The organism is Sphingomonas sp. (genome assembly GCF_013812825.1).
In the GTDB taxonomy this organism is placed as follows: domain Bacteria; phylum Pseudomonadota; class Alphaproteobacteria; order Sphingomonadales; family Sphingomonadaceae; genus Sphingomicrobium.
The window spans coordinates 1-24,681 of sequence record NZ_JACCSU010000007.1; the positions used below are offsets into that span (position 1 = coordinate 1).

Sequence of the window (24,681 nt, forward strand, 5' to 3'; positions counted from 1 at the left end):
GCTCTCGCCCGTCGGCCGAGCGGAAAGCGGAGATCTGCGTGCTGGGAATGTCGTCCAACGGAAGGCGGGCGCGGGCGACCAGCGTCACCTCGGGGTTGGCCCGGTCCCGATCGAGCTGGTCGAGCGCTACGGCGGGGCTGCTGCCGGCCCTGTGGCTGCTCGACGGCGCGACCGAGGCGGCGGCGGTCGTCGCGGCCGACGAGCTCGCCGGAATCGCGTCGGAAGTCACGCTCATCGCCCGCGCCCGGCTGCCGCTCGAGGACATGCCCGACACCCAGATCGTCGCCTTCCGGAGCCCCGACGGCGAGGAGCATGTCGCGCTGGTGATCGGCGCGTTCGGGGGCGAGTCGCCGCTGGTCCGGCTGCACAGCGAGTGCCTGACCGGCGACGTGTTCGGATCGCTGAAATGCGACTGCGGCCCGCAGCTGCATGCGGCCCTGCGGCTGATCGGCGTGGCCGGCGGCGGAGTGCTGCTCTATCTGCGCCAGGAAGGCCGCGGCATTGGCCTCGCCAACAAGTTGCGCGCCTATGCGCTCCAGGACCGCGGACTCGACACCGTCGAGGCCAACCAGCGGCTCGGCTTTGCCGACGACGAGCGCGATTACGACCACGCCGCCGCCATGCTGCGCGCGCTGGGCATCGAGCGGGTCCGGCTGTTGACCAATAACGCGGCCAAGGTCGCCGGACTGGCGGCGGCGGGAATAGAGATCGTCGAGCGGGTCGCACACCACATGCCGGCCAACCCGCACAACGCGGATTATTTGGCCGCCAAGCGCGCCAAGAGCGGGCACCTAGCCTAGGCCGAGCAGCCGCCGCACATCGGCGAAGCTGTCAGCGATCTCCTCGATTCCAATCGCCTGCAGCCGCTCGTCGTGGCCGGTCAAACAGTGCGAGCCGGCGATCAATCCGACGACCCGCCCGCCCGAAGCCAAGGCTCCCCTGGCGCCGACGGGCGAGTCCTCGATAATGGTGCAGCCGGCGATCGGCACTCCGAGCTGCCGGGCGGCGTGCAAGTAGAGGTCGGGCGCCGGCTTCCCGCGCCGGACATGCTCGGCGCCGCTGTAGAGATGATCGCCGAACGAATCCCTGAGGCCGAGGTGATCGAGATGGGTGCCGATCCACTGGACGCTGCTCGACGAGGCGACGGCCCTGGGAAGATCCGGCGGCAGCGAGCGCACGAACTCGACCGCGCCGGCGACCGCGGCAAGCCCGTCGCGAAGGGCCCGGGCGTCCTCGACCCCGCGCCTTTCGTGGAACTCCGGCGTGAGCCTGGCCCCGATCCTCGCCTCGATCGCGGCGATGAAGTCGCGGCCGCTGAGCCCGCTGTAATGGGTCAGCGCATCCTCGACCCCGGTCGGATGGCCGAGCTCGGTGAGCAGCTCGGCAAGGTGGCGGTTGCTCTCATACTCGCTCTCGAGGAGCACTCCGTCGAAGTCGAAGATGATCGCGTTCACAATCAATCTTCGAACAGCGCCGTCCCGACCCGGACGGCGGTCGCGCCGAGCATCACCGCGCTCTTAAAATCGCCGGACATGCCCATGCTGAGGCCGGCGACGCCATGCCGCCGGGCGAGCTCGGCAAGCAGGGCGAAGTAAGGCGCCGGCTCGACGCCGAGCGGGGGGATTGCCATCAGCCCGGCGAGCGGCAGCGGCGAAGCGCGGACCGCCTCGACCAGCTCGCCGACCTCGGGAATCGCGCAGCCGCCCTTTTGCTCCTCCTCGCCGATGTTGACCTGGACATAGACGGCCGGGCGGCGCCCCTGCTTGTCTCCTTCGCGCACCAGCGCGTCGAGCAGCGACGCTCGGTCGAGCGAGTGGATGACCGAGAACAGTCGAACCGCTTCGGCCGCCTTGTTCGATTGCAATCGGCCGACGCAGTGGAGAGTGACGTCGGCATGGTCGGCGAGGAGCGGCGGCCATTTGGCGAGCGCTTCCTGGACCCGGCTTTCGGCGAAATCGCGCTGGCCGGCGGCGATCAGCTCCACGATCGCGTCGGCGCCGCGGGTCTTGCTGACCGCGATCAGGGTGACGTCACCGGGATCGCGCCGGGCGAGCTTCGCCGCTGCGGCGATGCGTTCGCGGATCCCTTTCAATCTTGAAGCGGCGTCGCTCACGGCCTGCCGCTACGGGGGGCCGTCACGGGAGTAAAGTTCGTCACGGAAATTCACGATTGCTTGCGCAATCGCTTCATTCCGTTCGGCGCCTTATGCTTAGAACTTGAAGGCGGTGCCGACGTAGACGGCCTGGCTGTCGCGGCGGTCGTCCTTCGCTGCCGCCAGGCGGTCGTGGTCGATGCGGTAGCGAACTCCGCCGGTCACGGCGATGTTGCGAGTGACCGAGTAGGCGCCGCCGACGTCGACCGAGTATTTGTCGGCGTCGCGAAGCGGGGTCAGAGCCCGCCCGTCGCTGCGGTCGGCGCCGACGGCGACCCGACCGGTCAGGCGCTTGTTGACCGAATAGCTGACCCCGAGCGCCGCGCTCTCGCGCCCGCCGAGCGCCGGATTGGCTTCCTTGGTCTTGCCGACGTCGCCCGCGACCGCGAACCGCCGCCAGCCGACGGCGACTCCAAGGTTGTAGCTGGCCGGAGTCAGCTCGGTGACCGACGAGGTCGCGGCACCGGCGTCGGCGACCTGGACCTTGGCCGGAGCATCGGCGCGGGCGCGGATCGCGACCCGGACCTGCGACGGCCGTCCCTTGGACGGAGCCGGAGTGAACTTGAAGTCGGTCAGCGAGGCGCTCTTGCCGGCGAACGCGGCGGCGAGCCGCGGGTCGGCGGTTGCCGGAGTGAAGTTGGACACCGGGTCGAAACTGACCGCCACCGCGGGTGCACGCTTCTTCGATTGAGCGCCCGCGAAAGCCGGAGTCAGCACAAGGCCGACCGCGGCGAATGCCGTGACCGTCCTGGCTAATTTCGAGCGACCCAAGTGCAACACGCGAGTGAACTCCCTGTTCACGACTCGATATAGCTATCGCGGGCTGAAGGTTCCATGTCCGGAATCGATTCACAAGCGCCCTGTGGCCGATAGACCACAACGAAGGCCCGATGCGGGACACGCTTGCGGAGCAACTTCGACTATCTATAACGCCGACCTGACCCGCACGCTTCAAGGAACAACGATGCCCCGCCTGCCCATCACCGCCGCCGTGCTCGCCGCCATCGTGCTCGGGGCGCCCGGCTGCTCCCGCAATCGCGACATCCCGCTCCAGCTCGCTCCGTCGCGGACCACCTCGATCGGGGTCAACAGCTATCTGTGGCGGGCGGCGATCGACACCGTGTCGTTCGCGCCGCTGCTGCAGGCCGATTCGAACGGCGGGGTGATCGTCACCGACTGGTACGCCAACCCGCGGTCGCCGGGCGAGCGGGTCAAGCTGACCGTCGCCATCCTCGACCAGGATCTGCGCGCCGACGCGCTTCGAGTCGCCGCGTCGCGCCAGGTGCTGCAGAACGGCGTCTGGGTCGCCGCCCCGGTCACGGCCGCCACCGTCCAGAAGCTCGAAGACATCATCCTGACCCGCGCCCGCGACCTTCGCCGAACCGCCGTCGGCGGGTAATCAGAGCCCCGAAAATGACGGGTTTGGCGATGACGGGCCGCTTCGACCCGCCTGCCCGCTTCGATCCTGCCGCCGCCGAGGGGCGCTGGCAGGCGCGGTGGGACGAGGAGCGCTGCTTCGTCGCCGACAGCGGCAGCTCGAGGCCCAAGACCTATGTGCTCGAGATGTTCCCCTACCCGTCGGGGCGAATCCACATGGGGCACGTCCGCAACTACACGATGGGCGACGTCATCGCCCGCTACCGGCGGATGCAGGGGCACGAGGTGCTCCACCCGATGGGCTGGGACGCGTTCGGGATGCCGGCCGAGAATGCGGCGATGGAGCGCAAGGTGCACCCCGGCGAGTGGACCCAGGCCAATATCGCGGCGATGCGCGAGCAATTGAAGCGGCTCGGCTTCGCGCTCGACTGGAGCCGCGAGCTGGCGACCTGCGACCCGGCCTATTACGGGCACGAGCAGGCGCTGTTCCTCGACCTGTTCGAGGCCGGGCTGGTCTACCACAAGGAAAGCGAGGTCAATTGGGACCCGGTCGATCGGACCGTGCTCGCCAACGAGCAGGTGATCGACGGCAAGGGCTGGCGCTCGGGCGCGCCGGTCGAGCGGCGCAAGCTTAACCAGTGGTTCCTGAAGATCACCGACTTTGCCGACGAGCTGCTCGAAGGCCTGGGAACCCTCGACCAGTGGCCCGACAAGGTCAGGCTGATGCAGGAGAACTGGATCGGCAAGAGCCGCGGGCTCGAGTTTTCGTTCCGCCTCGCCGAGCCGCCCGGGGGCGTCGAGCGGATCGACGTGTTCACGACCCGCCCGGACACGATCTTCGGCGCCTCGTTCATCGCCGTCGCCGCCGCGCACCCGCTGGCGCGGGCGATCGCCGAGACGGATCCCGAGGCGAAAGGCTTCGTCGAGGAGTGCCGCGCCGGCGGCACCAGCGCCGCCGAGATCGAGACCGCCGAGAAGAAGGGCTACAAGACGAAGCTCGAGGCGATCCACCCGCTCGACAGCGAGTGGCGGCTGCCGGTCTACATCGCCAATTTCGTGCTGATGGACTACGGGACCGGAGCGATTTTCGGAGTCCCCGGTCACGACCAGCGCGATTTCGAGTTTGCGAAGCAATATCATCTGCCGATCAAGCGGGTCGTCGCCGCAAGCTCCGAGGAAGCCGCGTTTGGGCTCGGCGACGAGGCCGAAAGCGCGGCGGGAATCGCGGTCAACTCCGCTTTCCTCGACGGGCTGCCGACCGAGGAGGCGGCGGCGGAGGTCATCCGCCGGGCCGAGACCGCCGGCTGGGGCCAAGGCACCACCGCCTGGCGGCTGCGCGACTGGGGGGTGTCGCGCCAGCGCTACTGGGGGACTCCGATCCCGATCATCCACTGCGAGGGCTGCGGCCCGGTGCCGGTGCCCCGCGACCAGTTGCCAGTGGTGCTGCCCGAGGACGTGACGTTCGAGGTTCCCGGCAACCCGCTCGACCGCCACGACGCCTGGCGCCGGGTCGAATGCCCCAAATGCGGCACGTCCGCGAGCCGCGAGACCGACACGCTCGACACGTTCGTCGATTCGAGCTGGTACTTCATCCGCTTCGCAAGCCAGCCCGCCGACCGGCCGTTCGACCGCTCCGAGGCCGAGGCCTGGCTTCCGGTCGACCAGTATATCGGCGGGGTCGAGCACGCGATCCTGCACCTGCTCTACGCGCGCTTCTGGACCCGCGCGCTGCAGCGCATCGGCGCAATCGGCATCGCCGAGCCGTTCAAGGGGCTGTTCACCCAGGGAATGGTGACCCACGAGACCTTCTGCTCGCTCGACGGGCGCTGGCTGTCGCCGCAAGAGGTCGAGGCGCGCGAAGGCGGAGCGCTGGTCGAGCGCTCGACCGGCGCGGCGGTCGAGCGCGGGCGGATCGAGAAGATGTCCAAGTCGCGGCGCAACACCGTCGATCCCGAGCCGATCGTCGGCAAGTACGGCGCCGACGCGGTCCGCTGGTTCATGCTGTCCGACAGCCCGCCCGAGCGCGACCTCGAATGGTCGATCGCCGGAATCGAGGGCGCGGCGCGCTTCGTCCAGCGGGTGTGGCGGCTGGCGAGCGGGCCGCAGGAAGGCGACGGCGCCGATCCGGCGCTCGACCGCAAGCTGCACCGAGCCATCGCCGCCGTCGGCGAGGCGATCGACGGGCTGCAGTTCAACAAGGCGGTCGCCCAGCTTTACGAACTGGCCACCGTGATCGAGAAGGCGCCGCCGTCGGCCAGCCGCGCCGAGGCGGTCCGCGCGCTGGTCAAGCTCGCCGCCCCGATGGCGCCGCACCTGGCCGAGGAATGCTGGGCGGCGCTGGGCGGCGAGGGCCTGGTGACGCAGGCGCAGTGGCCCTCGTTCGACCCGGCGATGCTGGTCGACGACCAGGTGACCCTGGCGGTGCAGGTCAACGGCAGGCTGCGCGACACTCTGAGCGCTCCGCGCGGCCTCGACCGCCAGGCGGCCGAAGCGCTCGCGCTGGCGTCCGACAAGGTCCAGCGGCAATTGAACGGAGCGGCTCCGCGCAAGGTGATTGTCGTTCCCGACCGGCTGGTGAATATCGTCGCATGATGGCCCGACTGCTTGTCCTCCTCGCCGCCGCGGCCCTGTCGGCATGCGGGCTCCAGCCGCTCTACGGAGGCGGCTCGAGAAGCCCGGTCGCGGCGACCCTCCGCTCGGTCGAGGTGGCGCCGATCGACGGACAGGTCGGCTGGCTGATGTACAACAAGTTGAAGGAGCGGCTCGGCTCCGCCGGCGAAGCTCCGCCGGCCTATCGGCTCGAGGTCGAACTCGACGACAACATCACCGGCTTCGGGATTCGCGGCGACCGAGCGGTGACCCGCGAGCGGCGGACGCTGCGGGCCCGCTACCGGCTGGTCGACCTTGCCGGCGGCGGAGTGGTGCTCGACGCGACCGCGGGATCGGACGCGGGGATCGACGTCGTCAGCTCGGAATATGCGACCGTCGCCGCCGAGCAGACCGCCGTCGAGCGTTTGTCCGAAGTCGTGGCCGACCAGATCGTCGCCCGACTCGGATTGTTCGCGGCGCGAACCGCCGCGCCGCGATGACGAGCGTGGTGAAAGGGCGGTGAAGGCCACCAAGGCCGGAATCGGGCGCTCGCTCGACCAGCCCGACGGCGAGGTCCGGCTGTACCTGTTCCACGGCCCCGACGAGGGCCAGTCGAGGGCGCTGGGCGAACGGTTGCTCAAGGGCTTGGGCTCAACCCGGTTCATCGTCGGAGCGCCCGCGTTGAAGTCGGACCCGGCGCTGCTCGCCGACGAGGCCGGGGCGATGAACCTGTTCGGCGAGCCGCGCGCGATCTGGGTCGAGCCGGCCGGTGACGAGATCGCCGAAGCCGTCGAGGCCCTGCTCGAGGCGCCGGCATCGGAAAGCCCGGTGATCGTCATCGCCGGAGCGCTGCGCAAATCCTCGGCGCTGCTCAAGCTCGCCGAAGGCCATCGCTCCGCGCTCGCCCACGCATCCTACGTCCCGGAAGGGCAGCAGGCCGAGCGGATGGTGGCCGAGGTCGGCCGGGCGCACGGGCTGCGGATCGCCCCGGGTGTCGCGGCGCGGGTCGCCGACGCGTGCGGCAACGACCAGGCGATCGTCGGCCAGGAGCTCGCCAAGCTGGCGCTCTATGTCGGGGCCTCGCCCGAAGCGCCCAAGGATCTCGACCATGACGCGGTCGATGCGGTCGGGGCCGATCTTCCCGAGGGCGATTTCCTGCACCTCGCCGACCTGGCGCTGGCCGGCGAGATCGCCGAGGTCGGGGAGACGCTGGGGCGGTTGTCGCCGGCCGGGTCCGAGGCCATCCCCGTGATCCGCTCGCTGCAGCGGCGCTTGCTGATGCTGGCTCCGATGCGCGCCCGGGTCGAGGCCGGCGAGCGCTCGTCCGACGTCATGACGTCACTCGGTAAGTCCTTGTTCTGGAAGGATAAACCGCTGCTCGAGAAGCTTCTGGCGACGTGGGACGCGAGCGGCCTGGAGACGGTCGCCGAACGCGCCGGCAAGCTCGAGCGGCAGCTGATGCGGCCCAATTCGCCGCCCCCGGCCGAAGCGCTCGGCGAGGAGCTGGCGGCGATCGCGCGCCGGGCCGCGCGGCGGCGGTAAGCCTCAGATCGGTTCGCCGGTCAGGCGCTGGCAGATCATGTCGAGCTGGTCGAGACTGTTGTAGTGCAGGGTCACCGTGCCGGCGGTGCCGTTGTGCGCGACCTTGACCCGGATCCCGAGCAGATCGCCCAGCTGCCGCTCGAGCGCCTCGAGGTCGGGGTCGCTGCGGCGCTCGGTCAGCTGCAGCTCGCCCGGCGGCTTCTTCGCGCGGCGCGCGCGGGATTCGGCCTGGCGGACCGACAGGCCCCTGGCGATGATCTCCCTGGCCAGCGCTTCGGGGTCGGGCGCGGTCGCCACGGCGCGCGCATGGCCCATGCTGATCTCGCCGCGGACCAGCGCCTCGCGAACGAACGCCGGCAGGTCGAGCAGGCGCAGCAGGTTGGCAACGTGGCTGCGCGACTTGTGGACCAGTCGGCCGATGTCCTCGGCGCTGTGGCCGTGGTGCTCGATCAGCTGCTTGTACCCCTCGGCCTCCTCGATCGCGTTCAGATCCTCGCGCTGGATGTTCTCGATGAGCGCGATCTCGGCCGCGGCCGCATCGTCGACGTCGCGGACGATCGCCGGAATCGAGTGCAGCCGCGCCCGCTGCGCCGCCCGCCAGCGCCGCTCGCCGGCGATGATCTCGAAGCCGTCACCGTGCGGGCGCAGCAGGATCGGCTGCAGGACTCCTCTCTCGCCAATGGAGTCGGCCAGTTCGTCGATCGATTCCTCGGAGAAATGCATGCGCGGCTGGTTGGGGTTGGGACGGATCCGGCCGACCTCGACCTCGCGGACTCCGCGAGTCTCGCCCGGCCGCTCGTCGTCGGCAACCAGCCGCGCCGACTCGTCCATCAGCGCGGACAGGCCGCGGCCGAGGCCCGACACCGGCCGCTTGGCGGTCACGCCGCTTCGGCCCGCTGCGGAAGCCGCGCCATCAGTTCGCGGGCCAGCTTGAGATAGGCCTCCGAGCCGGCGCATCGGAGGTCGTAGATCAGGGCGGGAAGCCCGTGGCTCGGCGCCTCCGACAGGCGGACGTTGCGCGGGATCACGGTGTCGAACACCGCCGCGCCCAGGCAGGCGCGGACGTCGTCGGCGACCGCTTGCGAAAGATTGTTACGGCGATCAAACATTGTCAGCACGACGCCGAGGATGGCGAGCTGCGGGTTGAACGCCTGGCGGATCCGCTCGACGGTCGACAGAAGCTGGCTAAGTCCTTCTAACGCAAAGAATTCACACTGGAGCGGGACCAGCAGCTGGCGGGCCGCGACGAGCCCGTTGACGGTCAGCAGGCCCAGCGACGGCGGGCAGTCGATCAGGCAAATGTCCCAGCGCGCATCGGCCTGCTCCAGCGCCCGCTCGAGCCGGTGGGCGCGGTCGTCAAGCGGGACGAGCTCGATCTCGGCGCCCGACAGGTCGACCGTCGAGGGTAAGAGGTCGAGCCGCGGCACCCGGGTGGCGACGACGCTGTCGGCGACGCTCGAATTGCCGATCAGAACGTCGTAGATCGACAGCCGGCGCTGCGCCTGGCTGACCCCGAGGCCGGTCGAGGCGTTGCCCTGCGGGTCAAGGTCGACCAGCAGCACCTTCCAGCCGACCGCGGCCAGCGCGGTGGCGAGGTTGATCGCGGTGGTCGTCTTGCCCACCCCGCCCTTCTGGTTGGCGATCGCCACGCGAATCATCGTTTCGACTTCGCCTTCACCTTGCTGAGCACCAGGATCGTTGCTTGCGGGTCCGTGCAGCTGGTTTCGCTGCGGACTTCACATTGCCAGCTTCGCCGGGCTTCGGCCAGTTCCGATTTGGCGCTTCGGCCCTTGGGAAGCGCCCAAATCGTCCCGGAATGCGCCAGATGGAGTCCCATCCCGAGCAGTCGGCCGAGCGGGGCGACGGCGCGCGCCGTGATCGCGTCGAACGGACCACGAACATGCTCGATTTTCGCAAGCCGGATCGCGACCCGGTCGGACAGACCAAGCGCGCTGACCGTTTCCTCGAGGAACTCGGCGCGAAGCCGGCGTGGCTCGACCAGCGTGACGGGACCGGCGACCAGCGCCGCAATGATCACGCCGGGCAGGCCGGCGCCGGAGCCGATATCGACCCAGGACGCGCCCGGGCGCGGCTCGAACCGCACCAGCTGGGCGGAATCGGCGATATGCCGGTCCCAGATGTGGTCGAGGGTCGATTCGGCCACGAGGTTTTGCGTGCTATTCGCGGACTTCAGTCGCTCGACGTAGGCTTCGAGCAACGCAAGTGTTTCACGTGAAACAGGACGGCCCGCCGCCCGTTCCAGCGCGTCGATCATGCCGCGGCGCGGCGTGAGGCGGCGACGTAGACCGCGGACAGCGCCGCCGGGGTGACGCCGTGGATCCGGGACGCCTGGTCGAGGGTCTCGGGCCGTGCGGCGGTCAGACGCTCGACCATCTCCGCCGACAGTCCGGGAACGGCCGCATAATCGAGGTCGGCCGGGATCCACACCGCCGAATCGCGCCGCACCGCATCCCATTCGCGCTGCTGGCGCTCGACATAGGGCGCGTAGAGCGCGTCGGCGCGGGCCTCGCCGGTTTCGGCCCAGGCAGTCGTGCCGCGCAACTTCCAATGCTCGTCGATCTGCCGGCGCCGGCGCTTCGACACGCAGCCGGCCTCGATCGCCGCCGGACCCAGCCGGGTCGTCGCGTTGTCGGCGCGCAGCGACAGCCGGTGCTCGGCCCGCGCGGTCATCATCCGGTACGGCTCGCTGACGCCCTGCAGGGTCAGATCGTCGATCATCACGCCGATGTAGCTCGACCGGCGGTCGAAGCGGATTTCGGCGAGGTCGAGCGCGTGAGCGGCGGCGTTGAGCCCGGCCGCGAGCCCCTGAGCCGCCGCCTCCTCATAGCCGGTGGTGCCGTTGATTTGGCCGGCGAGGAACAGCCCGGCGATCTCGCGGACTTGGAGGGTCGAGCTCAGCCGGCGCGGATCGACGAACTCATATTCGACCGCATAGCCAGGGCGGACGATCTGGGCCCGCTCGAGCCCGGCGATGCTGCGCACGAAATCCTTCTGGACGTCGGCCGGAAGCGAGGTCGAAATCCCGTTGGGATAGACGAGGGCGTCGCCAAGTCCCTCGGGCTCAAGGAAAATCTGGTGGCCGTCGCGGTCGCCGAAGCGCTTCACCTTGTCCTCGATCGACGGGCAGTAGCGCGGCCCGCGGCCCTCGATCGCGCCGGCGAACAGCGGCGAGCGATGGAACGCCGAGCGGATGATGGCGTGCGTGCGATCGTTGGTCCGGGCGATCGCGCAGCGCAGCTGCGGCGGCCGGACGCCGTCGTCCAGGGCCGACATGTTCCATTCATCCGAGTCGCTCGGCTGCTCCTCAAGGCGCGCCCAGTCGATCGTCCGGCCGTCGAGCCTGGGCGGAGTGCCGGTCTTGAGCCGGCCCTGGCCGAGACCGATCTCGCGCAGCTGCTTGCCGAGTGGAACCGAAGCGCGCTCCCCGCGCCGCCCGCCCTCATGGACGTCCTCGCCAACGAAAATCCGCGCGTCGAGGAACGTGCCGGTGGCGATCACGAGCGCCCGGCAGCCGAAAAAGCCGCGGCTGGTCTCGATACCGGCGACGCGTCCGTCCCCGATCCGCAACCGCAGCGCCTCGGCGGCGATCACCTCGACCCCGCCGGCCGCGACCAACTGGGCGACCGCGGCCTGGTAGAGGCTGCGGTCGGCCTGGACTCGCGGGCCCTGGACGGCCGGGCCCTTGCTCCGGTTGAGCATCCGGCGGTGGATCGCGGCGCGGTCGGCGGCGCGGGCCATCAGCCCGTCGAACACGTCGAGCTCGCGCACCAGATGGCCCTTGCCGACGCCGCCGATCGACGGATTGCACGACATCTGGCCCAGGTCTTGGGTCCGGAAGGTGAGCAATCCCACGCGCGCGCCGCGCCGCGCCGCCGCCGCCGCGGCTTCGCAGCCGGCATGGCCGGCGCCGATCACGATCACATCGAACATGAGCCGCGGTCTAGGCAAAGTCGGGCTTGGGCACAAACGCAGAAACCGTGTTTCACGTGAAACAGATTTCACCGCGGGGCTATTTTCCAAGGCAGAAGCGCGAAAACAGGGCGTCGAGCACGTCTTCCAGCCCCGCCCGCCCGGTCAGGCGATCGAATGCTGCGCGAGCGAAACGAAGCTCTTCCGCTGCCGTAACGATATCGGAAGCGGCGGACGCGCGGCTCATCGCCGCCTCGGCCTCGGCAATATGCGTCGCCTGGCGGCGGTTGAGGGCCAGCGAGTCCTCGCCGGGCAGCAGCGAGCCTGCGAGCTCCGCCACTCGCTCGAGCAGGGCCGCGACACCCTCGCCGGTCAGCGACGAGACCGGCACGGCGTCCGGAGGAGCGTCGGCTCGCTCGGCCAAGTCGCACTTCGCGTGGACCCGCACCAGGCGGCCGTGCGGCGGCGCCTCGCCGGCTTCGCCGAGCCACACCAGCACGTCGGCCGACTCGATCAGCGCCTCCGATCGCCCGACCCCGATTCGCTCGACCGGTTCATCCGACGCGCGCAATCCCGCCGTATCGGTCAGCAGCAGCGGGATCCCGCCGAGCGCAAGCGGCACCTCGATATGGTCGCGCGTGGTGCCCGGGATTTCGGTCACGATCGCTCGCTCGGTCCCAGATATCGCGTTGAGAAGGCTTGACTTTCCGGCGTTCGGCGGACCAGCGATGACCACTCGGACGCCGTCCCGAAGCGGCTCGATCCGGGGCCTTGCGAGCCATTCCTGCAACTCTGTTGCTAATGCGCCGCAATCGCGAGAAGCCTTCGGATCGTGTCCGGAATGATCCTCCTCGTCATAATCGATCGCCCGCTCGGCCTGGGCCGACAGCGCCAGCAACCGCTGCTGCCATTGCTCGATCCGCCGGCGCAGGCCGCCTTGGGCCAGCGCGAGCGCCGCCCGGCGCTGGCTTTCGGTCTCGGCCTCGATGAGGTCGGCGAGCCCCTCGGCCTCGGTCAGGTCGATGCGTCCGTTCTCCAGCGCCCGGCGGGTGAATTCCCCTGGTTTTGCAAGGCGCAGCCCGTCGAGTGACGCCAAGGCGTCAAGCACCGCGTCGGCGACGGCCCGGCCGCCGTGGATGTGCAGTTCGACCACGTCCTCGCCGGTCGAGCTCGCCGGTGCCTCGAAGCGCAGCGCCAGAGCGTGGTCGAGCAGCAAGCCGGTTGCCGGGTGCCTCAGCTCGCGAAGCGCGACTTCGCGCGCTTGCGGAAGCTCGCCGGCGATTCTCTGCCCCGCCGCGTGCGCGTGCGGCCCGCTGACCCGGATGATGGCGATGGCGGCTGGGGGCCGACCGCTGGCGAGCGCGTAGATCGTCGCCGCACTCGCCGCGCTCGCCGCAGTTGCCGCGGCCATGGGCGGCCTATCCCGCGAAGCCGAGCACCGGCGAAACGTCGTGCCAGCCTTCCCAGATCATCTTGCCCGCAACCCACAGGATGACGAGCAGTCCGACGTAGGCGATCCAGCGGTAGCGCTCGATATATTTGGCGATGACGTTAGCGGCGATGCCCATCAGAGCGACGGCGAAAATCAGGCCGACGATCAGGATTCCCGGGTGCTCGTGCGCCGCTCCGGCGACCGCCAGCACATTGTCGAGGCTCATCGACACGTCGGCGACGGCGACCGCCCAGACGGCGCCGGCGAAGCTCTTGGCTGCCCTCAGTCCCGAATGCTCGTCCCCGACGATCTCGTCGGAGCCGGCGCTGTGACCTTCGCTGTCGCGAAGCTCGCGCCACATCTTCCACGCGACCCACAGGAGCAGCAGCCCGCCGGCCAGGATCAGGCCGACGACCTGGAGCAACTGGGTGACGATCAACGCAAAGCCGATGCGCAGCACCAGCGCGGCAAGGACTCCGATGAGGATGACCTTGCGCCGCTGGTCCGGCGGCAGGCCCGCGGCCAGAGCGCCGACGACGATCGCATTGTCGCCGGCGAGAACCAGGTCGATCATCAGCACCTGGAAGAAAGCGGTCAGGGCCGCCGGCTCGCCGAGGTTGGAAAAGTCGGTGACGATCGCGTCCCACATCTCGGCGGGGCCGCCAAAGCCGCCGGCCGCACCAGCCGCGCCGGCCATCAGAAGTTCGATCATCACCCGCAGATACCCTGTTGCAATCGCCCGTCGTCCGGAAAAGCGAGAGAGCGGCCCCTCGGTTCCAGCCGCTTTTCCGTGGAGTGGGCTACTGGTTCATCGAGGCGAAGAAATCCTCGTTGGACTTGGCGTCCTTCATCTTGTCGAGCAGGAACTGCATCGCGTCGATGGTCCCCATCTGCATGAGGATCCGGCGCAGCACCCACATCTTGGTGAGCGTGCCCTGGTCGACCAGCAGTTCCTCCTTGCGGGTGCCGGACTTGCCGACGTCGAGCGCCGGGAAGATGCGCTTGTCGGAGACCTTGCGGTCGAGCACGATCTCGGAGTTGCCGGTGCCCTTGAACTCCTCGAAGATCACTTCGTCCATCTTCGAGCCGGTATCGATCAAGGCGGTGGCGATGATCGACAGCGAGCCGCCTTCCTCGATGTTGCGGGCGGCGCCGAAAAAGCGCTTCGGGCGCTGCAGGGCGTTGGCGTCGACGCCGCCGGTCAGCACCTTGCCCGACGACGGCACGACGGTGTTGTAGGCACGCCCCAGCCGAGTGATCGAATCGAGCAGGATGACCACGTCCTTCTTGTGCTCGACGAGCCGCTTGGCCTTCTCGATCACCATTTCGGCGACCTGGACGTGGCGGCTCGCGGGCTCGTCGAAGGTCGAGGAGATCACCTCGCCCTTTACCGATCGCTGCATGTCGGTGACTTCCTCGGGCCGCTCGTCGACCAGCAGGACCAGCAGGAAGATCTCCGGATGGTTGTCGGTGATCGCCTTGGCGATGTTCTGCAGCAGCACCGTCTTGCCGGTGCGCGGCGGCGAGACGATCAGCGCGCGCTGGCCCTTGCCCTGCGGGGCGACGATGTCGATCACCCGCGCCGACTTGTCCTTGATGGTCGGGTCGGCGCTGTCGAGAGTCAGCTTCTCGTCCGGGTAGAGCGGAGTGCGGTTGTCGAAATTGACCCGGTGGCGGACCGCCTCGGGGTCGTCGAAGTTGATCTGGGTGACCCGGGTCAGAGCGAAATAGCGCTCGCCGTCCTTGGGGCCGCGGATCTCGCCTTCGAGCGTGTCGCCGGTGCGAAGGCCGAAGCGCCGGACGAGGTTGGGGGCGACGTAGATGTCGTCGGGGCCGGCCAGGTAATTGGCTTCGGGCGAGCGAAGGAAACCGAAGCCGTCGTTCAGCACCTCGATGGTGCCCATGCCCATGATCTCGGCGCCGTTCTCCGCGCGGACCTTGAGGATGGAGAACATGATGTCCTGCTTGCGAAGGGTCGACGCGCCCTCGACTCCGAGCTCCTCGGCCATGGTCACCAGCTCGGCGGGGGTTTTCTGCTTGAGGTCCTTGAGGTGCATCGGGGAATCTTTTCTCTGGAAGCTGGAAGTGCGCGCTTTGGGTCAAGCGGATGCGGCAGGACGCCTCATCATCTGGGGAACGGCACCGGCGATGGACGGAACAGGCCGATGAAGCCGCGCGAGTTGGACTATGGACGCAAGCGGGCCGTGTCAATCGGCCGCCGTTCGGCGACGCAAGTCAATCGAACGAGTCAGCGCCTGCCGAGCTATCTCCAGGAAGGCAGCTCGATGAGTGGGCGAGGGCGAGGCGAAGCCGGCTCCGGGACGTGACCGATCCTCGGACGGAGCGGGCTCACATTGCCGACGGGTTCGCGCAGCACCTCCTGCAGCAGCAACGCCCTTTGGAGATGCAGGGCGGACAAGCGCATGTGGCAGTCCGCTACGCAAGGCTCACCCGACCGATAGGCGATGTCCCGCTCGGTCCGGGCGCGGCGCAGGTGATAGTCGATGTCGCTCATGCTGCTCCCCTGAACGGCCATGACTCTGGGGAGATTCGCGCGATCCCGCTATGACCTTGGTTAGGAACGGATTTTTTTGCTTTAGCTCGCCTCGATCGGCGCGTTGGCAGATCGAACGCTTACCGGTCTGCTGAGAAATTCTGTTTTTGTTTCGTGATGACGTGGGCCGCGAGGCAGGCATCAGCCTCAAGCCCAGCATCGCGTTGAGGAACGCTAGAACGGGCGGACGATCACCAGCACGACGATGACCGCCGCGGCGATTCCGGGGATCTCGTTCATGATCCTCAGAGTGCGGTCCTCGAGCGCCCGCTTGCCGCCCGCGAGCGACTTTCCGTAGGCGGCGATCCAGCCCTGGTAGCCGGTCAGCGCCACCACCAGGACCAGCTTGGCAATGAACCAGCCTTGGCTCCAGGCGTCGAGGTGGAAGGCGAGGATCAGTCCCAGCACCCAGACGATCAGCATCGCGGGAGTGAGGATGATGGTTCGGGCGCGGTCCTCGCGCTCGATCCACGCTCGGTCCTCGGCCGAGCCCGGGGTCGTCGCGTGGTGATAGACATAGAATCGCGGGACCAGCAGCAGCCCCGCCATCCAGAAGATGACGAACGTCACGTGCGCCGCCTTCACCCAAGGGTAGGCGGCGCCGAGAAATCCGGTCAGCTGCAAGCCGGTCAGATCGGTCATTCGATTGCCGTTTCCCGCCCGATCATCTGGCCCCTTTCACGATCGCCATCAGCTCGTCGACATGGGCGATCGGCGTTTCCTTAAGGATTCCGTGGCCCAGATTGAAGATGTGCGGGCGCTGCGCGAACGCGTCCAGGATGGCCGCGACCGACCGGGCGAGATGATCCCCGCCGGCTCTCAAGGCCAGCGGATCGAGGTTGCCCTGGACCGGCAGGTCGCCGGGCAGTTCGCGGTGCGCCCATCGCGGATCGACCGTCTCGTCGAGGCCGACCGCATCGACCCGGGTCTCGCGCGCATAGGCGCCGAGCTTGCCGCCCGCGCCCTTTGGAAAACCGATGATCGGAACCCCGGGCCGGCGGGCGCGCACCGCATCGACGATCGCCGCCGTCGGAGCGATGGCCCAGCGCTCGAACTCGACCGGGGCGAGGCTTCCGGCCCAGCTGTCGAACAGCTGCACGGCATCGGCGCCGGCGTCGATCTGCCCGCACAGATAATCGACGGTCGTAGCGACGATCCGGTCGACAAGCGCCTGCATCGCGCCGCTGTCCCGATAGGCGAGCAGCCGGGTTTCGGACTGGTCGCGGCTGCCCTGCCCGGCGACCATGTAGGTCGCGACGGTCCACGGCGCCCCGGCAAAGCCGATCAGCGCCTTGGCAGGCTCGAGCTGCGCTTTCACCCTGGCGACGGTCGCGTAGATCGGATCGAGGCGCGCCGGGACCGGCGTTAGCTTGTCGAGCGGAGTGGTCGCCAGTTGCGGAGTCAGCCGCGGCCCCTCGCCGCCGACAAAGGTCAGGTTCTGGCCGAGCGCGAACGGCACGATCAGGATGTCGGAGAACAGGATCGCCGCATCGAGCGCAAAGCGCTTCAGCGGCTGGAGCGTGATCTCGGCCGCGGCGTCGCTGTCGTAGACCAGGTCGAGGAAGCCGCCCCGGGCCTCGCGAAGCTCGCGATATTCGGGCAGGTAACGCCCGGCCTGGCGCATCATCCAGACCGGCGGAGGGTCGCGCCGCTCGCCCTTCAGGACGGCGAGCAACGGCTTGGCCGCCTGGTCGTCCGGAGCTTCGCGCGGCGTCGAGGCCACCCCTTATTCTCCCTTATTATTTATATATAGAAGAAAGATTGTTGATGTTGTTGGCGGCCGCGACGCGGGGTTTAGGCGGTCCTCCCGACATTGCCAACATGAGCGTTGCCGGCCGGATCGCGCAAATCCGCGGAGTCGCCGGCTCCAGTTCACGGGATTCACAGGCTGGGGACCGAATGCACGCCTGGTGGATGAATCGTCGGACAAGGGACCGCGACCTGGGCATAAGCGCGGCGTTGAGCCCGCCCCCATCGCCGCGCTAGGACTAGGACCCTGCTTGTCCACAAGGTTATGCCGTGACCCTCGTGCTCGCTTCCTCAAGCGCCATCCGCCGGGCGATGCTCGAGGCGGCCGGGATCGAGCATCAGACCGAGGCTCCCGATGTCGACGAAGCCGCGCTCAAGGCGGACTGCGGCGATCCGGCCGCGCTGGCGGTCGAGCTGGCCGGGGCCAAGGCGGCGGCGGTCAGCGCCCGGCGGCCCGACGACTGGGTGATCGGCAGCGATTCCATTGTCAGCGTCGACGGGCGGATGTTCGACAAGCCCTCCGATCGCGGCCAGGCGGCCGAGCATTTGCGCTTGTTCTCGGGCCGGCAGATGCAGCTGACCAGCGCGGTCGCGCTTGCGCGAGGCGGCGACGTCGACTGGAGCCATTGCCAAAGCGCGACCCTGGCGGTGCGCGCGCTGTCGGAGGAGTTCATCGCCGGCTATCTCGAGCGCGAATGGCCGGCCGTCTCGAATTGCGTCGGCGTGTTCCGGCTCGAGGGGCCCGGTGTCCAGCTGTTCGAGAGCATCGAAGGCGACCATTTCACGGTCCTCGGCATGCCGCTTCTGCCGCTGCTCGGGGCGCTTCGTGAGCGCGGGTTGGTCGCGGCATGATCCGGATTGCGCTCACCGGGTCGATCGGCATGGGCAAGTCGACCGTCGCCGACATGTTCGAGCGCGCCGGGGTGCCGGTGTTCGACGCCGACGCCGAGGTTCACCGGCTTCAGGGACCCGGCGGAGCGCTGGTGGAGCCGATTGCCCGGCGCTTCCCGGGCAGTGTCCGCGACGGCGCCGTCGACCGCGACGCGCTGTCCGCGCGGGTGCTTGGCCGCTCGGACGAGCTCTCCGCGCTGGAGGCGATCGTCCACCCCGCGGTACGGCGGGCGCGCGAGAAGTTCATCGCCGACCATGCCGATGCGCCGGCTCTGCTGTTCGACATTCCGTTGCTGTTCGAAACCGGCGGCGAAGGCGCGTTCGACAAGGTCATCACGGTCTCGGCGCCGGCCGAGGTCCAGCGCGAGCGGGTGCTTTCGAGGCCTGGAATGACCGCCGAAAAGCTCGCCTCGATCCGCGCCCTGCAAATGCCCGACGAGGACAAGCGCGAGCGCTCCGACTTCGTCATCGACACCGGCGGTCCGCTGGCGGAAACCCAGCGCCAGGTCGAGCATATTCTTGCTTGTCTCGGACTCGCCGCGGGTCAATAATGGGGTCGTGCGGGAAATCGTATTCGACACCGAGACGACGGGGCTCAACCCGGCCGGCGGCGACCGGATCGTCGAGATCGGCTGCATCGAGATCTTCAACCGGGTCGAGACCGGCCGCCACTTCCACACTTACTTCAACCCCGAACGGCCGATGCCGAGCGAGGCCGAGGCGGTCCACGGGCTGACCAACGTCTTCCTGTCGGACAAGCCGCGGTTCGGCGAGCGCGCCGAGGAACTGCTCGAGTTTCTCGGCGACTGTCCGCTGGTCGCTCACAACGCCAGCTTCGACTTCGGCTTCCTGAACCACGAGCTCGACCTGTGCGGCCGGCCGAGCGTCTGCACCACCCGCATGGTCGACACATTGGTGCTCGCGCGCAGCCGGCACCCGGGCGCCAAGCACAGCCTCGACGCCCTGTGCGCGCGCTTCGGAGTCGATCGCAGCCTGCGCGTCAAGCACGGCGCCCTGCTCGATGCGCAGTTGCTCGCCCAGGTCTATGTCGAGCTGACCGGCGGCCGCCAGATCGGCCTCGGCCTGGTCGCCGACACCGACCGCGCCGAGGTCGCCGTTGGCGGGGCCACGGTCACGGTTCGCGAGCCCCGCGCCGCCCGCCCGCATTCCGCCGCCGCTGAGGAACTGGAACGCCACCGCGCGTTTATCGCTCAGCTGGTCAACCCGCTTTGGGCGCGCTTCGCCTAGGAAAGGCGCGGGCGAGTTGACGGCGGGTTCGGGGCCGCCCTAATCGGCAGCGCCGCCAGCATTTTGGAAAGGAGCCTCGCCAAGTGGACGTTCGGGTCGCGGGTCATCAGGTCGACACCGGGGAATCGCTGCGCGACCATGCCACCCGGCGGATCGAGGAGATCACCGAGAAATATTTCTCCCGGGCGGTCGCCGCCAACGTGACCTTCGGCCGCGGTCCGAACAACGATTTCACCTGCGACATCGTCGCCCCGGTCGCGCAAGGCGTGGTGCTCAAGGCGTCGCACCGGGCGCACGAGGCGCAAATGGCGTTCAACGGCGCCGCGGACCGCATCGAGAAGCAGCTTCGGCGCTACGTGAAGCGGCTCCGCGAGCACAAGGCGAACGGCGAGCCCTTCATCGAGAACGCCGGCTATACGGTGTTCTCGGCGCCGAGCGACGACGACGAGGCGCCCGCGCATCCGACCATCATCGCCGAGACCCGCGCCGACATTCCGGTCGCCAGCGTGTCCGATGCGGTGATGCTGATGGACCTTCGAAACACCAATGCGCTGATGTTCAAGAATTCGGCGTCGGGCGACCTCAACATGATTTACCGACGAGAAGACGGAAACATCGGCTGGGTCGAGCCGCAGGGTTCGTAAGCCCCTTCCCAATCGCGGCTGGCGTGCGATGCACACTCGCCCTTGTTCAGAGTGTACCGATGCAGCTTTCCGAATTCCTCGATTTCGACGCGATCAAGCCCAGCCTTTCGGGAGGCAGCAAGCGATCGCTGCTCCAGCAGCTCGCCGGCCTCGCCGGGCAGCGGCTGGGCATGGAATCGGCCGCGATCCTCGCCAGCCTCTCCGAGCGCGAGCGGCTGGGCTCGACCGGCTTCGGCCAGGGCGTCGCCATTCCGCATGGCAAGATCGAGGGCCTGAGCCAGATCTACGGCCTGTTCGTCCGCCTCGCCGAGCCGATCGACTACAAGGCGCTCGACCGGCAGCCGGTGGACCTGGTGTTCCTGCTGCTGTCGCCGCCCGAAGCCGGAGCCGAGCATTTGAAGGCGCTCGCCGCGATCAGCCGGGTGACCCGCCACGCGGCGACTCTCGAGAAGATGCGCGGGGCGCGTAGCCGGGATGCGCTGGCGGCGGTGCTGATGGGAGCCGATGAGCGCGACGCCGCCTGACCCTGCGATTGGCGAGGAGGCGCATTTCCGGAGCCTCGAGGCGCTCTACCGGTCCGCTCCGATCAACGGCCAGTATCAATCCGAGCTCGCCATCGTCGCTCCCGGCCGTTCGAAGATCCGCTTCCAGGTCGGCGAGGCGAGCTTCCACGCCGCCGGCGCCGCGCACGGCACGATCTATTTCAAGATGCTCGACGACGCCGCTTTCTACGCGGCCAACAGCCTGATCAGCGACCGCTTCCTTTTGACCACCGCGTTCAACCTCCATTTCACCAAGCCGATGCGCGGCGGCGAGGCGAGGGCCGAGGGGCGCTGGATCAGCGGCCGCCGCCGGGTGTTGATCGCCGAGGCCCGGATCCTCGATGCCGAGGGCGACGAATGCGCTCGGGGCACCGGCACCTTCCTGCGCTCCCACATCGCGCTGAGCGGGCTCGCCGGCTACCGTTCGCCTTGATTGTCGGGCGGACGTCATGAGCAACGATCGGATGCCGGCTTCCCTCGAAGCCGCCGGGCTGGTCCGGCGCGCCGAGTCCAGCGGCGATTTCGCGACCATCATCAAGAAGGGCGATCCCGACCGCGGCGCGATCCTGCTGGTGGTCAGCAGCCGGGGCCGCCACGTCGCCTGTCTCGAGCGGATGTTGACCCTCGATGGCGGTTATCAATGGCACCGGGTCGGTCCCTCCGAATCGGCGGGTTCCGATGAAATCCGGGATTTCCTCGCAAAGCGCACCCGGTTCGACGCGGATTTGTGGGCGATTGAACTGGATATCGCGGACGCGGAACGATTCGTCGCTGAAACGAGGTTAACAGGTTGACCACCACGCCGATCGCCCCGACACCGCACCCGTAACAACAAGAGCGGGGGGCATTCTCCAAGCCGAAATGTCGGCGGGAAATGCCACGCGAGACGGGGAACTACCCAAGGGGCCAAAGCGGAAATTTCCGCGAGTGAAGGGCCCGCCAGTTCGGGGCGGTTCACCGCATTTTGCACGGTTTTCATGTTGTCATCGCCCCGTTCAGCGCTGCTGGTGCTTGCTGCGCTCAGCGCCAGCTCGGTTGCTCCCGCCCAGGTTGGGCCGGCCGCCGAGCCCCTGATCTCCTATCCGAACATCACGATCGCCGATTCGGTCGTGTCGGAGGTCCTGCCGCAGCCGAAAGAAGTGCTCGCGCCGTCCGAGGCCGATGAAGCGCCGGTCGCCGACGAGGCTCCCGTTAGCCCGAAGGCCGATCTCGCCTCGCTGGTCGCGCAATTCCGCAGCTCCGATCCCGGCAGCCGCGAGCTCGAGTGCCTGGCGGTCGGAATCTATTTCGAATCGAAGAGCGAGCCGCTGGCCGGCCAGCTCGCGGTCGGCGAAGTCATCGCCAACCGCGCCAATTCCAAAGGCCGCTTCCCGTCGTCCTATTGCGGCGTGCTGTTCCAGCGCAGCCAATTCTCGTTTATCCGCGGCCGCTCGCTGCCGGCCGTGCCGCGTTCGAGCCGCCAGTGGCAGACCGCGGTCGCGATCGCCAAGATCGTCCACAAGGACCTCAAGGATTCGGCTGCGGACGACGCTTTGTTCTTCCACGCCAAGCGGGTGTCGCCGCGCTGGAAGCTGAAGCGCGTCGCGGCGATCGGCAACCACATCTTCTACCGCTAAGCGGCTCCCCAAGGTTCGACGCCGCCAATCGCCGGATTGGCGGCGTTGGCCTTTTGTTCTAACCTGGCGCGATGGACCTCGCGCTCAATTCCCCCTGCTTCGCCGATGCCCCGCCGATCGCCGGCGAGGTCGCTCGCGGGGTGACCCGCCTGCTGTGCCGCCGCGACCTGTTCGCGATCTGCGAGGTGCCGCTCGCCAATGGCCGGCGCGCCGACATGATGGCCATCGACGCCAAGGGCGCGCTGACCATCGTCGAGATCAAGGTCGCCAGGGCGGACCTGGTCAACGACTGCAAGTGGACCGACTATCTCGACTATTGCGACCATTTCTACTGGGCGGTGCCGCCGTTTCTCGCCGCGGTGCTCGACCATGAGCGCTATCTGCCGGGCGCCGCCGGACTGATCGTCGCCGACCGCTACGATGCCGCGATCGTCCGCGATGCGCTCCACCGGCCGCTTGCTCCGGCGCGGCGCAAGGCCGAGCTGCTGCGCTTCGCCCGCCGAGCCGCTCGGCGCCTGTCGGCGCAGATCGACCCGACGCTTGGCGAGGGCAACTAGCCCCCGGAAACTAGTCCAATGCCGAAACTAGCCGATCTTCGGCTTGGCTGCCGCCCTCCGCTTCGCATCCGCGGCTTCGATCAGCTTGAGGAGTTCGCGGGTGCGGGTGTCTCGCTTGGCATAGTCGCGCGCCGAATAGCCGGCGGCCGAATCCGCCTTGTCCGGGTCGGCGCCCAGTTCGAGGAGGGCCTCGGCGATTGCCGCATGGCGGTTTTGGACCGCGACGATCAGCGGCGTTTCGCCCATCCGGTTCGACACATCGACTTTGGCCCCGAGCGTGACGAGCTCAGCGACCGCACCGCTATAGCCGACGCGGGCGGCGGCGATCAGCGGCGTCTCGCCGTTGCGCGCCGCGAGGTTGGGATCGGCCCCCTTGTTGAGGAGAAAGCCGGTCCACAGATCGTCCCGCCGCGAGATGGCGACGATCAGCGCGGTTTCGCCTTTCTCGTCGCGGGCATTGGCGACCGCCGGGCCACGAGCCTCCAGCAGCTCCGTCGCCTCGTTACCATCGCGGTCGCGCACCGCCTGGACGAATTTCTGCCCGTCGAAGCCGCCGCTCTGCGCCCCCCCCGGAGCGGCCAGAAGCAGAGCGGCCAAGGCCGGCGCCGCCAGTTTCAGCCAGTTCATAAGTCGTTGATCCCCAACAGCTCGCGCTTGATCGGCGGGACATAGCAGACCATGGATAAGCTTGCCATGAACAAGACCAGGACATCGTCGAACGAGGCTCCGTTCTGGGAGCGGCCGCTGGCCGAGCTCGACCGCGGCCAGTGGGAAGCCCTGTGCGACGGCTGCGGCCGGTGCTGCGTGCACAAGCTCGAGGACGAGGAAACCGGAATCCTCTATCCAACCAACGTCGCCTGCAAGCTGCTCGACCGCAGGAACGGCCGCTGCACCGACTACAAGAGCCGCAAGAAACTGGTCGCCGACTGCGTGACCCTCGACCGGAAGAGCCTCGGCTCGCTTGATTGGCTCCCGGAAACCTGTTCCTATCGCTTGCGGGCGAACGGAGAGCCGCTGCCGAAGTGGCATTATCTGATCTCCGGGAGCCGCGAGAGCGTCCACGAGGCGGGCCAGTCGACGCGCGGCTGGACGGTCAGCGAGGACGATTCGGGGGACCTTGAATTCCATGTCGTCGAGCGGGCGCTCTGAGCAGCTAGCGGTCCATCCCGGACTGCCGGTTCCTGTCGAGATCCGCCCGGTGCGCGGCGCGCGCCGGCTGCGGCTGCGGTTCGACGAGCGCCGCGGAGTGCTCAAGCTCACCTGCCCGATGCGCACCAGCCGGCGGGCGGCGCTGGCCTGGGCGGCGGAGCAGCGCGAGTGGGTCGACACGCAGCTCGCCGACATGCTCCCGGCCGAGCCGTTCGCCGCGGGCAATCGGATTCCGATCGAGGGGCGCGAGACTTGGCTGGTGTGGGCGCAAGGCGAGCCGCGCCTGCCGCGACGGGACGGCGAGCAGCTGCGCTGCGGCGGGCCGCAGAGCGGCTTCCCGCGGCGCGTCGAGGCCTTCCTCAAGCGGCTGGCGCTGGAGACTCTGTCGAGCGAGACGGCTGGGGCTGCGGCCGCGGCCGGAGTGTCGCCGCGCTCGGTCACCGTCGGCGATGCCAACACCCGCTGGGGCAGTTGCTCGTCCGAGCGGCGCATCCGCTACAGCTGGCGGCTGATCCTCGCTCCGCCGGCGGCTCGCCGCTACGTCGTCGCGCACGAGGTCGCCCATCTCGTCCACCTCGACCACGGGCCGGGGTTCAAGGCGCTCGAGGAGAAACTGTTCGACGGCGACGTCGCCTCGGCGCGGGCGCTATTGCGGCGGGTCGGGCCGCGGCTGAAGCGGATCGGGCGCGGGCACTGAGCGCGGCCCGGG

The 24,681-nt window shown here is 68.6% G+C and carries 30 protein-coding genes; 16 read left to right on the forward strand and 14 right to left on the reverse strand.

Features of this window, described 5'->3' with window-relative positions; genetic code table 11:
- Positions 1–800, forward strand: an 800-nt coding sequence (ribA, locus tag H0T81_RS00750) for a GTP cyclohydrolase II (RefSeq protein ID WP_294008850.1), incomplete at its 5' end; no start/stop codon positions are given.
- Here ribA and H0T81_RS00755 read toward each other — a convergent pair.
- From H0T81_RS00755 to H0T81_RS00765, 3 genes are all read right to left on the reverse strand, one after another.
- Complete coding sequence (locus H0T81_RS00755; protein ID WP_366474078.1) at positions 792–1,454, reverse strand: HAD family phosphatase; 663 nt, start codon at positions 1,452–1,454, stop codon at positions 792–794. The two genes, ribA and H0T81_RS00755, sit on opposite strands and share 9 nt — an antisense overlap.
- A gap of 2 nt (positions 1,455–1,456) precedes the next feature.
- Entirely contained in the window at positions 1,457–2,113 is a 657-nt protein-coding gene (locus H0T81_RS00760; protein WP_294008854.1) for a YggS family pyridoxal phosphate-dependent enzyme, read from the reverse strand.
- 96 nt (positions 2,114–2,209) lie between these two features.
- Positions 2,210–2,818, reverse strand: a complete 609-nt coding sequence (locus tag H0T81_RS00765) for a porin (protein WP_294008856.1) — start codon at positions 2,816–2,818, stop codon at positions 2,210–2,212.
- Positions 2,819–3,116: 298 nt separating this feature from the next.
- Between H0T81_RS00765 and H0T81_RS00770 the strand changes: the two genes are divergently transcribed.
- The 4 genes from H0T81_RS00770 to holA are packed head-to-tail and all read left to right on the forward strand — an operon-like array spanning position 3,117 to position 7,660.
- Positions 3,117–3,551: a DUF3576 domain-containing protein gene (locus tag H0T81_RS00770; RefSeq protein WP_294008857.1), complete on the forward strand. Its 435-nt coding sequence runs from the start codon at positions 3,117–3,119 to the stop codon at positions 3,549–3,551.
- Between the two features lie 14 nt (positions 3,552–3,565).
- Positions 3,566–6,121, forward strand: coding sequence for a leucine--tRNA ligase (gene leuS, locus H0T81_RS00775; RefSeq protein WP_294008859.1), 2,556 nt, complete (start codon positions 3,566–3,568; stop codon positions 6,119–6,121).
- Positions 6,121–6,618 carry an LPS assembly lipoprotein LptE gene (gene lptE / locus H0T81_RS00780; protein ID WP_294008861.1) on the forward strand — a complete coding sequence of 166 codons (498 nt, stop codon included), beginning with the start codon at positions 6,121–6,123 and terminating at the stop codon, positions 6,616–6,618. Before leuS ends, lptE begins: the two co-directional genes overlap by 1 nt.
- 19 nt (positions 6,619–6,637) lie before the next feature.
- Positions 6,638–7,660, forward strand: a complete 1,023-nt coding sequence (holA, locus tag H0T81_RS00785) for a DNA polymerase III subunit delta (RefSeq protein ID WP_294008863.1) — start codon at positions 6,638–6,640, stop codon at positions 7,658–7,660.
- A gap of 3 nt (positions 7,661–7,663) precedes the next feature.
- Here holA and H0T81_RS00790 read toward each other — a convergent pair whose 3' ends face one another.
- From H0T81_RS00790 to hemE, 10 genes are all read right to left on the reverse strand, one after another.
- On the reverse strand, positions 7,664–8,491 hold the full coding sequence (locus tag H0T81_RS00790) for a ParB/RepB/Spo0J family partition protein (RefSeq protein WP_294008906.1): 828 nt from the start codon (positions 8,489–8,491) through the stop codon (positions 7,664–7,666).
- Between the two features lie 47 nt (positions 8,492–8,538).
- On the reverse strand, positions 8,539–9,318 hold the full coding sequence (locus H0T81_RS00795; protein WP_294008864.1) for an AAA family ATPase: 780 nt from the start codon (positions 9,316–9,318) through the stop codon (positions 8,539–8,541).
- Positions 9,315–9,935, reverse strand: a complete 621-nt coding sequence (gene rsmG / locus H0T81_RS00800) for a 16S rRNA (guanine(527)-N(7))-methyltransferase RsmG (protein WP_294008866.1) — start codon at positions 9,933–9,935, stop codon at positions 9,315–9,317. The genes H0T81_RS00795 and rsmG overlap by 4 nt, the downstream gene beginning before the upstream one ends.
- On the reverse strand, positions 9,932–11,611 hold the full coding sequence (gene mnmG, locus H0T81_RS00805) for a tRNA uridine-5-carboxymethylaminomethyl(34) synthesis enzyme MnmG (protein ID WP_294008868.1): 1,680 nt from the start codon (positions 11,609–11,611) through the stop codon (positions 9,932–9,934). Before mnmG ends, rsmG begins: the two co-directional genes overlap by 4 nt.
- Positions 11,612–11,690: 79 nt before the next feature.
- Positions 11,691–13,001, reverse strand: a complete 1,311-nt coding sequence (gene mnmE / locus H0T81_RS00810) for a tRNA uridine-5-carboxymethylaminomethyl(34) synthesis GTPase MnmE (protein WP_294008870.1) — start codon at positions 12,999–13,001, stop codon at positions 11,691–11,693.
- 7 nt (positions 13,002–13,008) lie between these two features.
- The gene (locus H0T81_RS00815) at positions 13,009–13,734 is read right to left on the reverse strand and encodes a YjbE family putative metal transport protein (RefSeq protein WP_294008872.1); all 726 of its coding nucleotides are present in this window, start codon (positions 13,732–13,734) and stop codon (positions 13,009–13,011) included.
- 88 nt (positions 13,735–13,822) lie between these two features.
- Entirely contained in the window at positions 13,823–15,079 is a 1,257-nt protein-coding gene (gene rho, locus H0T81_RS00820; RefSeq protein WP_294008874.1) for a transcription termination factor Rho, read from the reverse strand.
- 206 nt (positions 15,080–15,285) lie between these two features.
- Positions 15,286–15,537 carry a hypothetical protein gene (locus tag H0T81_RS00825; RefSeq protein WP_294008876.1) on the reverse strand — a complete coding sequence of 84 codons (252 nt, stop codon included), beginning with the start codon at positions 15,535–15,537 and terminating at the stop codon, positions 15,286–15,288.
- Positions 15,538–15,750: 213 nt separating this feature from the next.
- Positions 15,751–16,218 (reverse strand): CopD family protein, encoded by a 468-nt coding sequence (locus H0T81_RS00830; RefSeq protein ID WP_294008878.1) that lies wholly within the window; start codon positions 16,216–16,218, stop codon positions 15,751–15,753.
- A gap of 22 nt (positions 16,219–16,240) precedes the next feature.
- Entirely contained in the window at positions 16,241–17,299 is a 1,059-nt protein-coding gene (gene hemE, locus H0T81_RS00835; protein ID WP_294008880.1) for a uroporphyrinogen decarboxylase, read from the reverse strand.
- Between the two features lie 296 nt (positions 17,300–17,595).
- Between hemE and H0T81_RS00840 the strand changes: the two genes are divergently transcribed.
- The 9 genes from H0T81_RS00840 (at position 17,596) to H0T81_RS00880 (ending at position 22,823) form a co-directional block, all read left to right on the forward strand.
- Positions 17,596–18,177, forward strand: a complete 582-nt coding sequence (locus H0T81_RS00840) for a Maf family nucleotide pyrophosphatase (RefSeq protein WP_294008882.1) — start codon at positions 17,596–17,598, stop codon at positions 18,175–18,177.
- A complete protein-coding gene (gene coaE, locus H0T81_RS00845; RefSeq protein ID WP_294008884.1) occupies positions 18,174–18,767 on the forward strand; it encodes a dephospho-CoA kinase in 594 nt (197 codons plus the stop codon). The genes H0T81_RS00840 and coaE overlap by 4 nt, the downstream gene beginning before the upstream one ends.
- A gap of 7 nt (positions 18,768–18,774) precedes the next feature.
- Positions 18,775–19,464 carry a DNA polymerase III subunit epsilon gene (dnaQ, locus tag H0T81_RS00850; protein ID WP_294008886.1) on the forward strand — a complete coding sequence of 230 codons (690 nt, stop codon included), beginning with the start codon at positions 18,775–18,777 and terminating at the stop codon, positions 19,462–19,464.
- Between the two features lie 83 nt (positions 19,465–19,547).
- The gene (gene raiA, locus H0T81_RS00855) at positions 19,548–20,108 is read left to right on the forward strand and encodes a ribosome-associated translation inhibitor RaiA (protein ID WP_294008888.1); all 561 of its coding nucleotides are present in this window, start codon (positions 19,548–19,550) and stop codon (positions 20,106–20,108) included.
- A gap of 59 nt (positions 20,109–20,167) precedes the next feature.
- Complete coding sequence (locus H0T81_RS00860; RefSeq protein ID WP_294008890.1) at positions 20,168–20,632, forward strand: PTS sugar transporter subunit IIA; 465 nt, start codon at positions 20,168–20,170, stop codon at positions 20,630–20,632.
- Positions 20,613–21,083, forward strand: coding sequence for a PaaI family thioesterase (locus tag H0T81_RS00865; protein WP_294008892.1), 471 nt, complete (start codon positions 20,613–20,615; stop codon positions 21,081–21,083). The genes H0T81_RS00860 and H0T81_RS00865 overlap by 20 nt, the downstream gene beginning before the upstream one ends.
- Positions 21,084–21,114: 31 nt before the next feature.
- Entirely contained in the window at positions 21,115–21,444 is a 330-nt protein-coding gene (locus H0T81_RS00870) for a DUF1491 family protein (protein ID WP_294008894.1), read from the forward strand.
- 213 nt (positions 21,445–21,657) lie between these two features.
- Entirely contained in the window at positions 21,658–22,266 is a 609-nt protein-coding gene (locus H0T81_RS00875) for a cell wall hydrolase (RefSeq protein WP_294008896.1), read from the forward strand.
- Positions 22,267–22,337: 71 nt separating this feature from the next.
- Positions 22,338–22,823 (forward strand): MmcB family DNA repair protein, encoded by a 486-nt coding sequence (locus H0T81_RS00880; RefSeq protein ID WP_294008898.1) that lies wholly within the window; start codon positions 22,338–22,340, stop codon positions 22,821–22,823.
- Positions 22,824–22,850: 27 nt separating this feature from the next.
- On the opposite strand, the gene H0T81_RS00885 is transcribed toward H0T81_RS00880, so the two are convergent.
- Positions 22,851–23,450: an ankyrin repeat domain-containing protein gene (locus H0T81_RS00885; RefSeq protein ID WP_294008900.1), complete on the reverse strand. Its 600-nt coding sequence runs from the start codon at positions 23,448–23,450 to the stop codon at positions 22,851–22,853.
- A gap of 51 nt (positions 23,451–23,501) precedes the next feature.
- Here H0T81_RS00885 and H0T81_RS00890 point away from each other — a divergent pair, with 51 nt between their 5' ends.
- The gene (locus tag H0T81_RS00890) at positions 23,502–23,972 is read left to right on the forward strand and encodes a YcgN family cysteine cluster protein (protein ID WP_294008902.1); all 471 of its coding nucleotides are present in this window, start codon (positions 23,502–23,504) and stop codon (positions 23,970–23,972) included.
- Positions 23,950–24,669 (forward strand): YgjP-like metallopeptidase domain-containing protein, encoded by a 720-nt coding sequence (locus tag H0T81_RS00895; RefSeq protein ID WP_294008904.1) that lies wholly within the window; start codon positions 23,950–23,952, stop codon positions 24,667–24,669. Before H0T81_RS00890 ends, H0T81_RS00895 begins: the two co-directional genes overlap by 23 nt.
- The last annotated feature ends 12 nt before the right edge of the window (positions 24,670–24,681 follow it).

Bases quoted from the DNA above. Each gene is read 5' to 3' on its own strand.
- H0T81_RS00770 (WP_294008857.1), top strand. From the start codon at position 3,117: ATGCCCCGCCTGCCCATCACCGCCGCCGTGCTCGCCGCCATCGTGCTC.
- H0T81_RS00890 (WP_294008902.1), top strand. From the start codon at position 23,502: ATGGATAAGCTTGCCATGAACAAGACCAGGACATCGTCGAACGAGGCT.
- H0T81_RS00885 (WP_294008900.1), bottom strand. From the start codon at position 23,450: ATGAACTGGCTGAAACTGGCGGCGCCGGCCTTGGCCGCTCTGCTTCTG.
- H0T81_RS00815 (WP_294008872.1), bottom strand. From the start codon at position 13,734: ATGATCGAACTTCTGATGGCCGGCGCGGCTGGTGCGGCCGGCGGCTTT.
- lptE (WP_294008861.1), top strand. From the start codon at position 6,121: ATGGCCCGACTGCTTGTCCTCCTCGCCGCCGCGGCCCTGTCGGCATGC.
- mnmG (WP_294008868.1), bottom strand. From the start codon at position 11,611: ATGTTCGATGTGATCGTGATCGGCGCCGGCCATGCCGGCTGCGAAGCC.
- mnmE (WP_294008870.1), bottom strand. From the start codon at position 13,001: ATGGCCGCGGCAACTGCGGCGAGCGCGGCGAGTGCGGCGACGATCTAC.
- H0T81_RS00790 (WP_294008906.1), bottom strand. From the start codon at position 8,491: ATGGACGAGTCGGCGCGGCTGGTTGCCGACGACGAGCGGCCGGGCGAG.
- rsmG (WP_294008866.1), bottom strand. From the start codon at position 9,935: ATGATCGACGCGCTGGAACGGGCGGCGGGCCGTCCTGTTTCACGTGAA.
- coaE (WP_294008884.1), top strand. From the start codon at position 18,174: ATGATCCGGATTGCGCTCACCGGGTCGATCGGCATGGGCAAGTCGACC.
- H0T81_RS00830 (WP_294008878.1), bottom strand. From the start codon at position 16,218: ATGACCGATCTGACCGGCTTGCAGCTGACCGGATTTCTCGGCGCCGCC.
- H0T81_RS00865 (WP_294008892.1), top strand. From the start codon at position 20,613: ATGAGCGCGACGCCGCCTGACCCTGCGATTGGCGAGGAGGCGCATTTC.
- rho (WP_294008874.1), bottom strand. From the start codon at position 15,079: ATGCACCTCAAGGACCTCAAGCAGAAAACCCCCGCCGAGCTGGTGACC.
- H0T81_RS00880 (WP_294008898.1), top strand. From the start codon at position 22,338: ATGGACCTCGCGCTCAATTCCCCCTGCTTCGCCGATGCCCCGCCGATC.
- H0T81_RS00895 (WP_294008904.1), top strand. From the start codon at position 23,950: ATGTCGTCGAGCGGGCGCTCTGAGCAGCTAGCGGTCCATCCCGGACTG.
- H0T81_RS00825 (WP_294008876.1), bottom strand. From the start codon at position 15,537: ATGAGCGACATCGACTATCACCTGCGCCGCGCCCGGACCGAGCGGGAC.
- H0T81_RS00870 (WP_294008894.1), top strand. From the start codon at position 21,115: ATGCCGGCTTCCCTCGAAGCCGCCGGGCTGGTCCGGCGCGCCGAGTCC.
- H0T81_RS00860 (WP_294008890.1), top strand. From the start codon at position 20,168: ATGCAGCTTTCCGAATTCCTCGATTTCGACGCGATCAAGCCCAGCCTT.
- leuS (WP_294008859.1), top strand. From the start codon at position 3,566: ATGACGGGTTTGGCGATGACGGGCCGCTTCGACCCGCCTGCCCGCTTC.
- H0T81_RS00795 (WP_294008864.1), bottom strand. From the start codon at position 9,318: ATGATTCGCGTGGCGATCGCCAACCAGAAGGGCGGGGTGGGCAAGACG.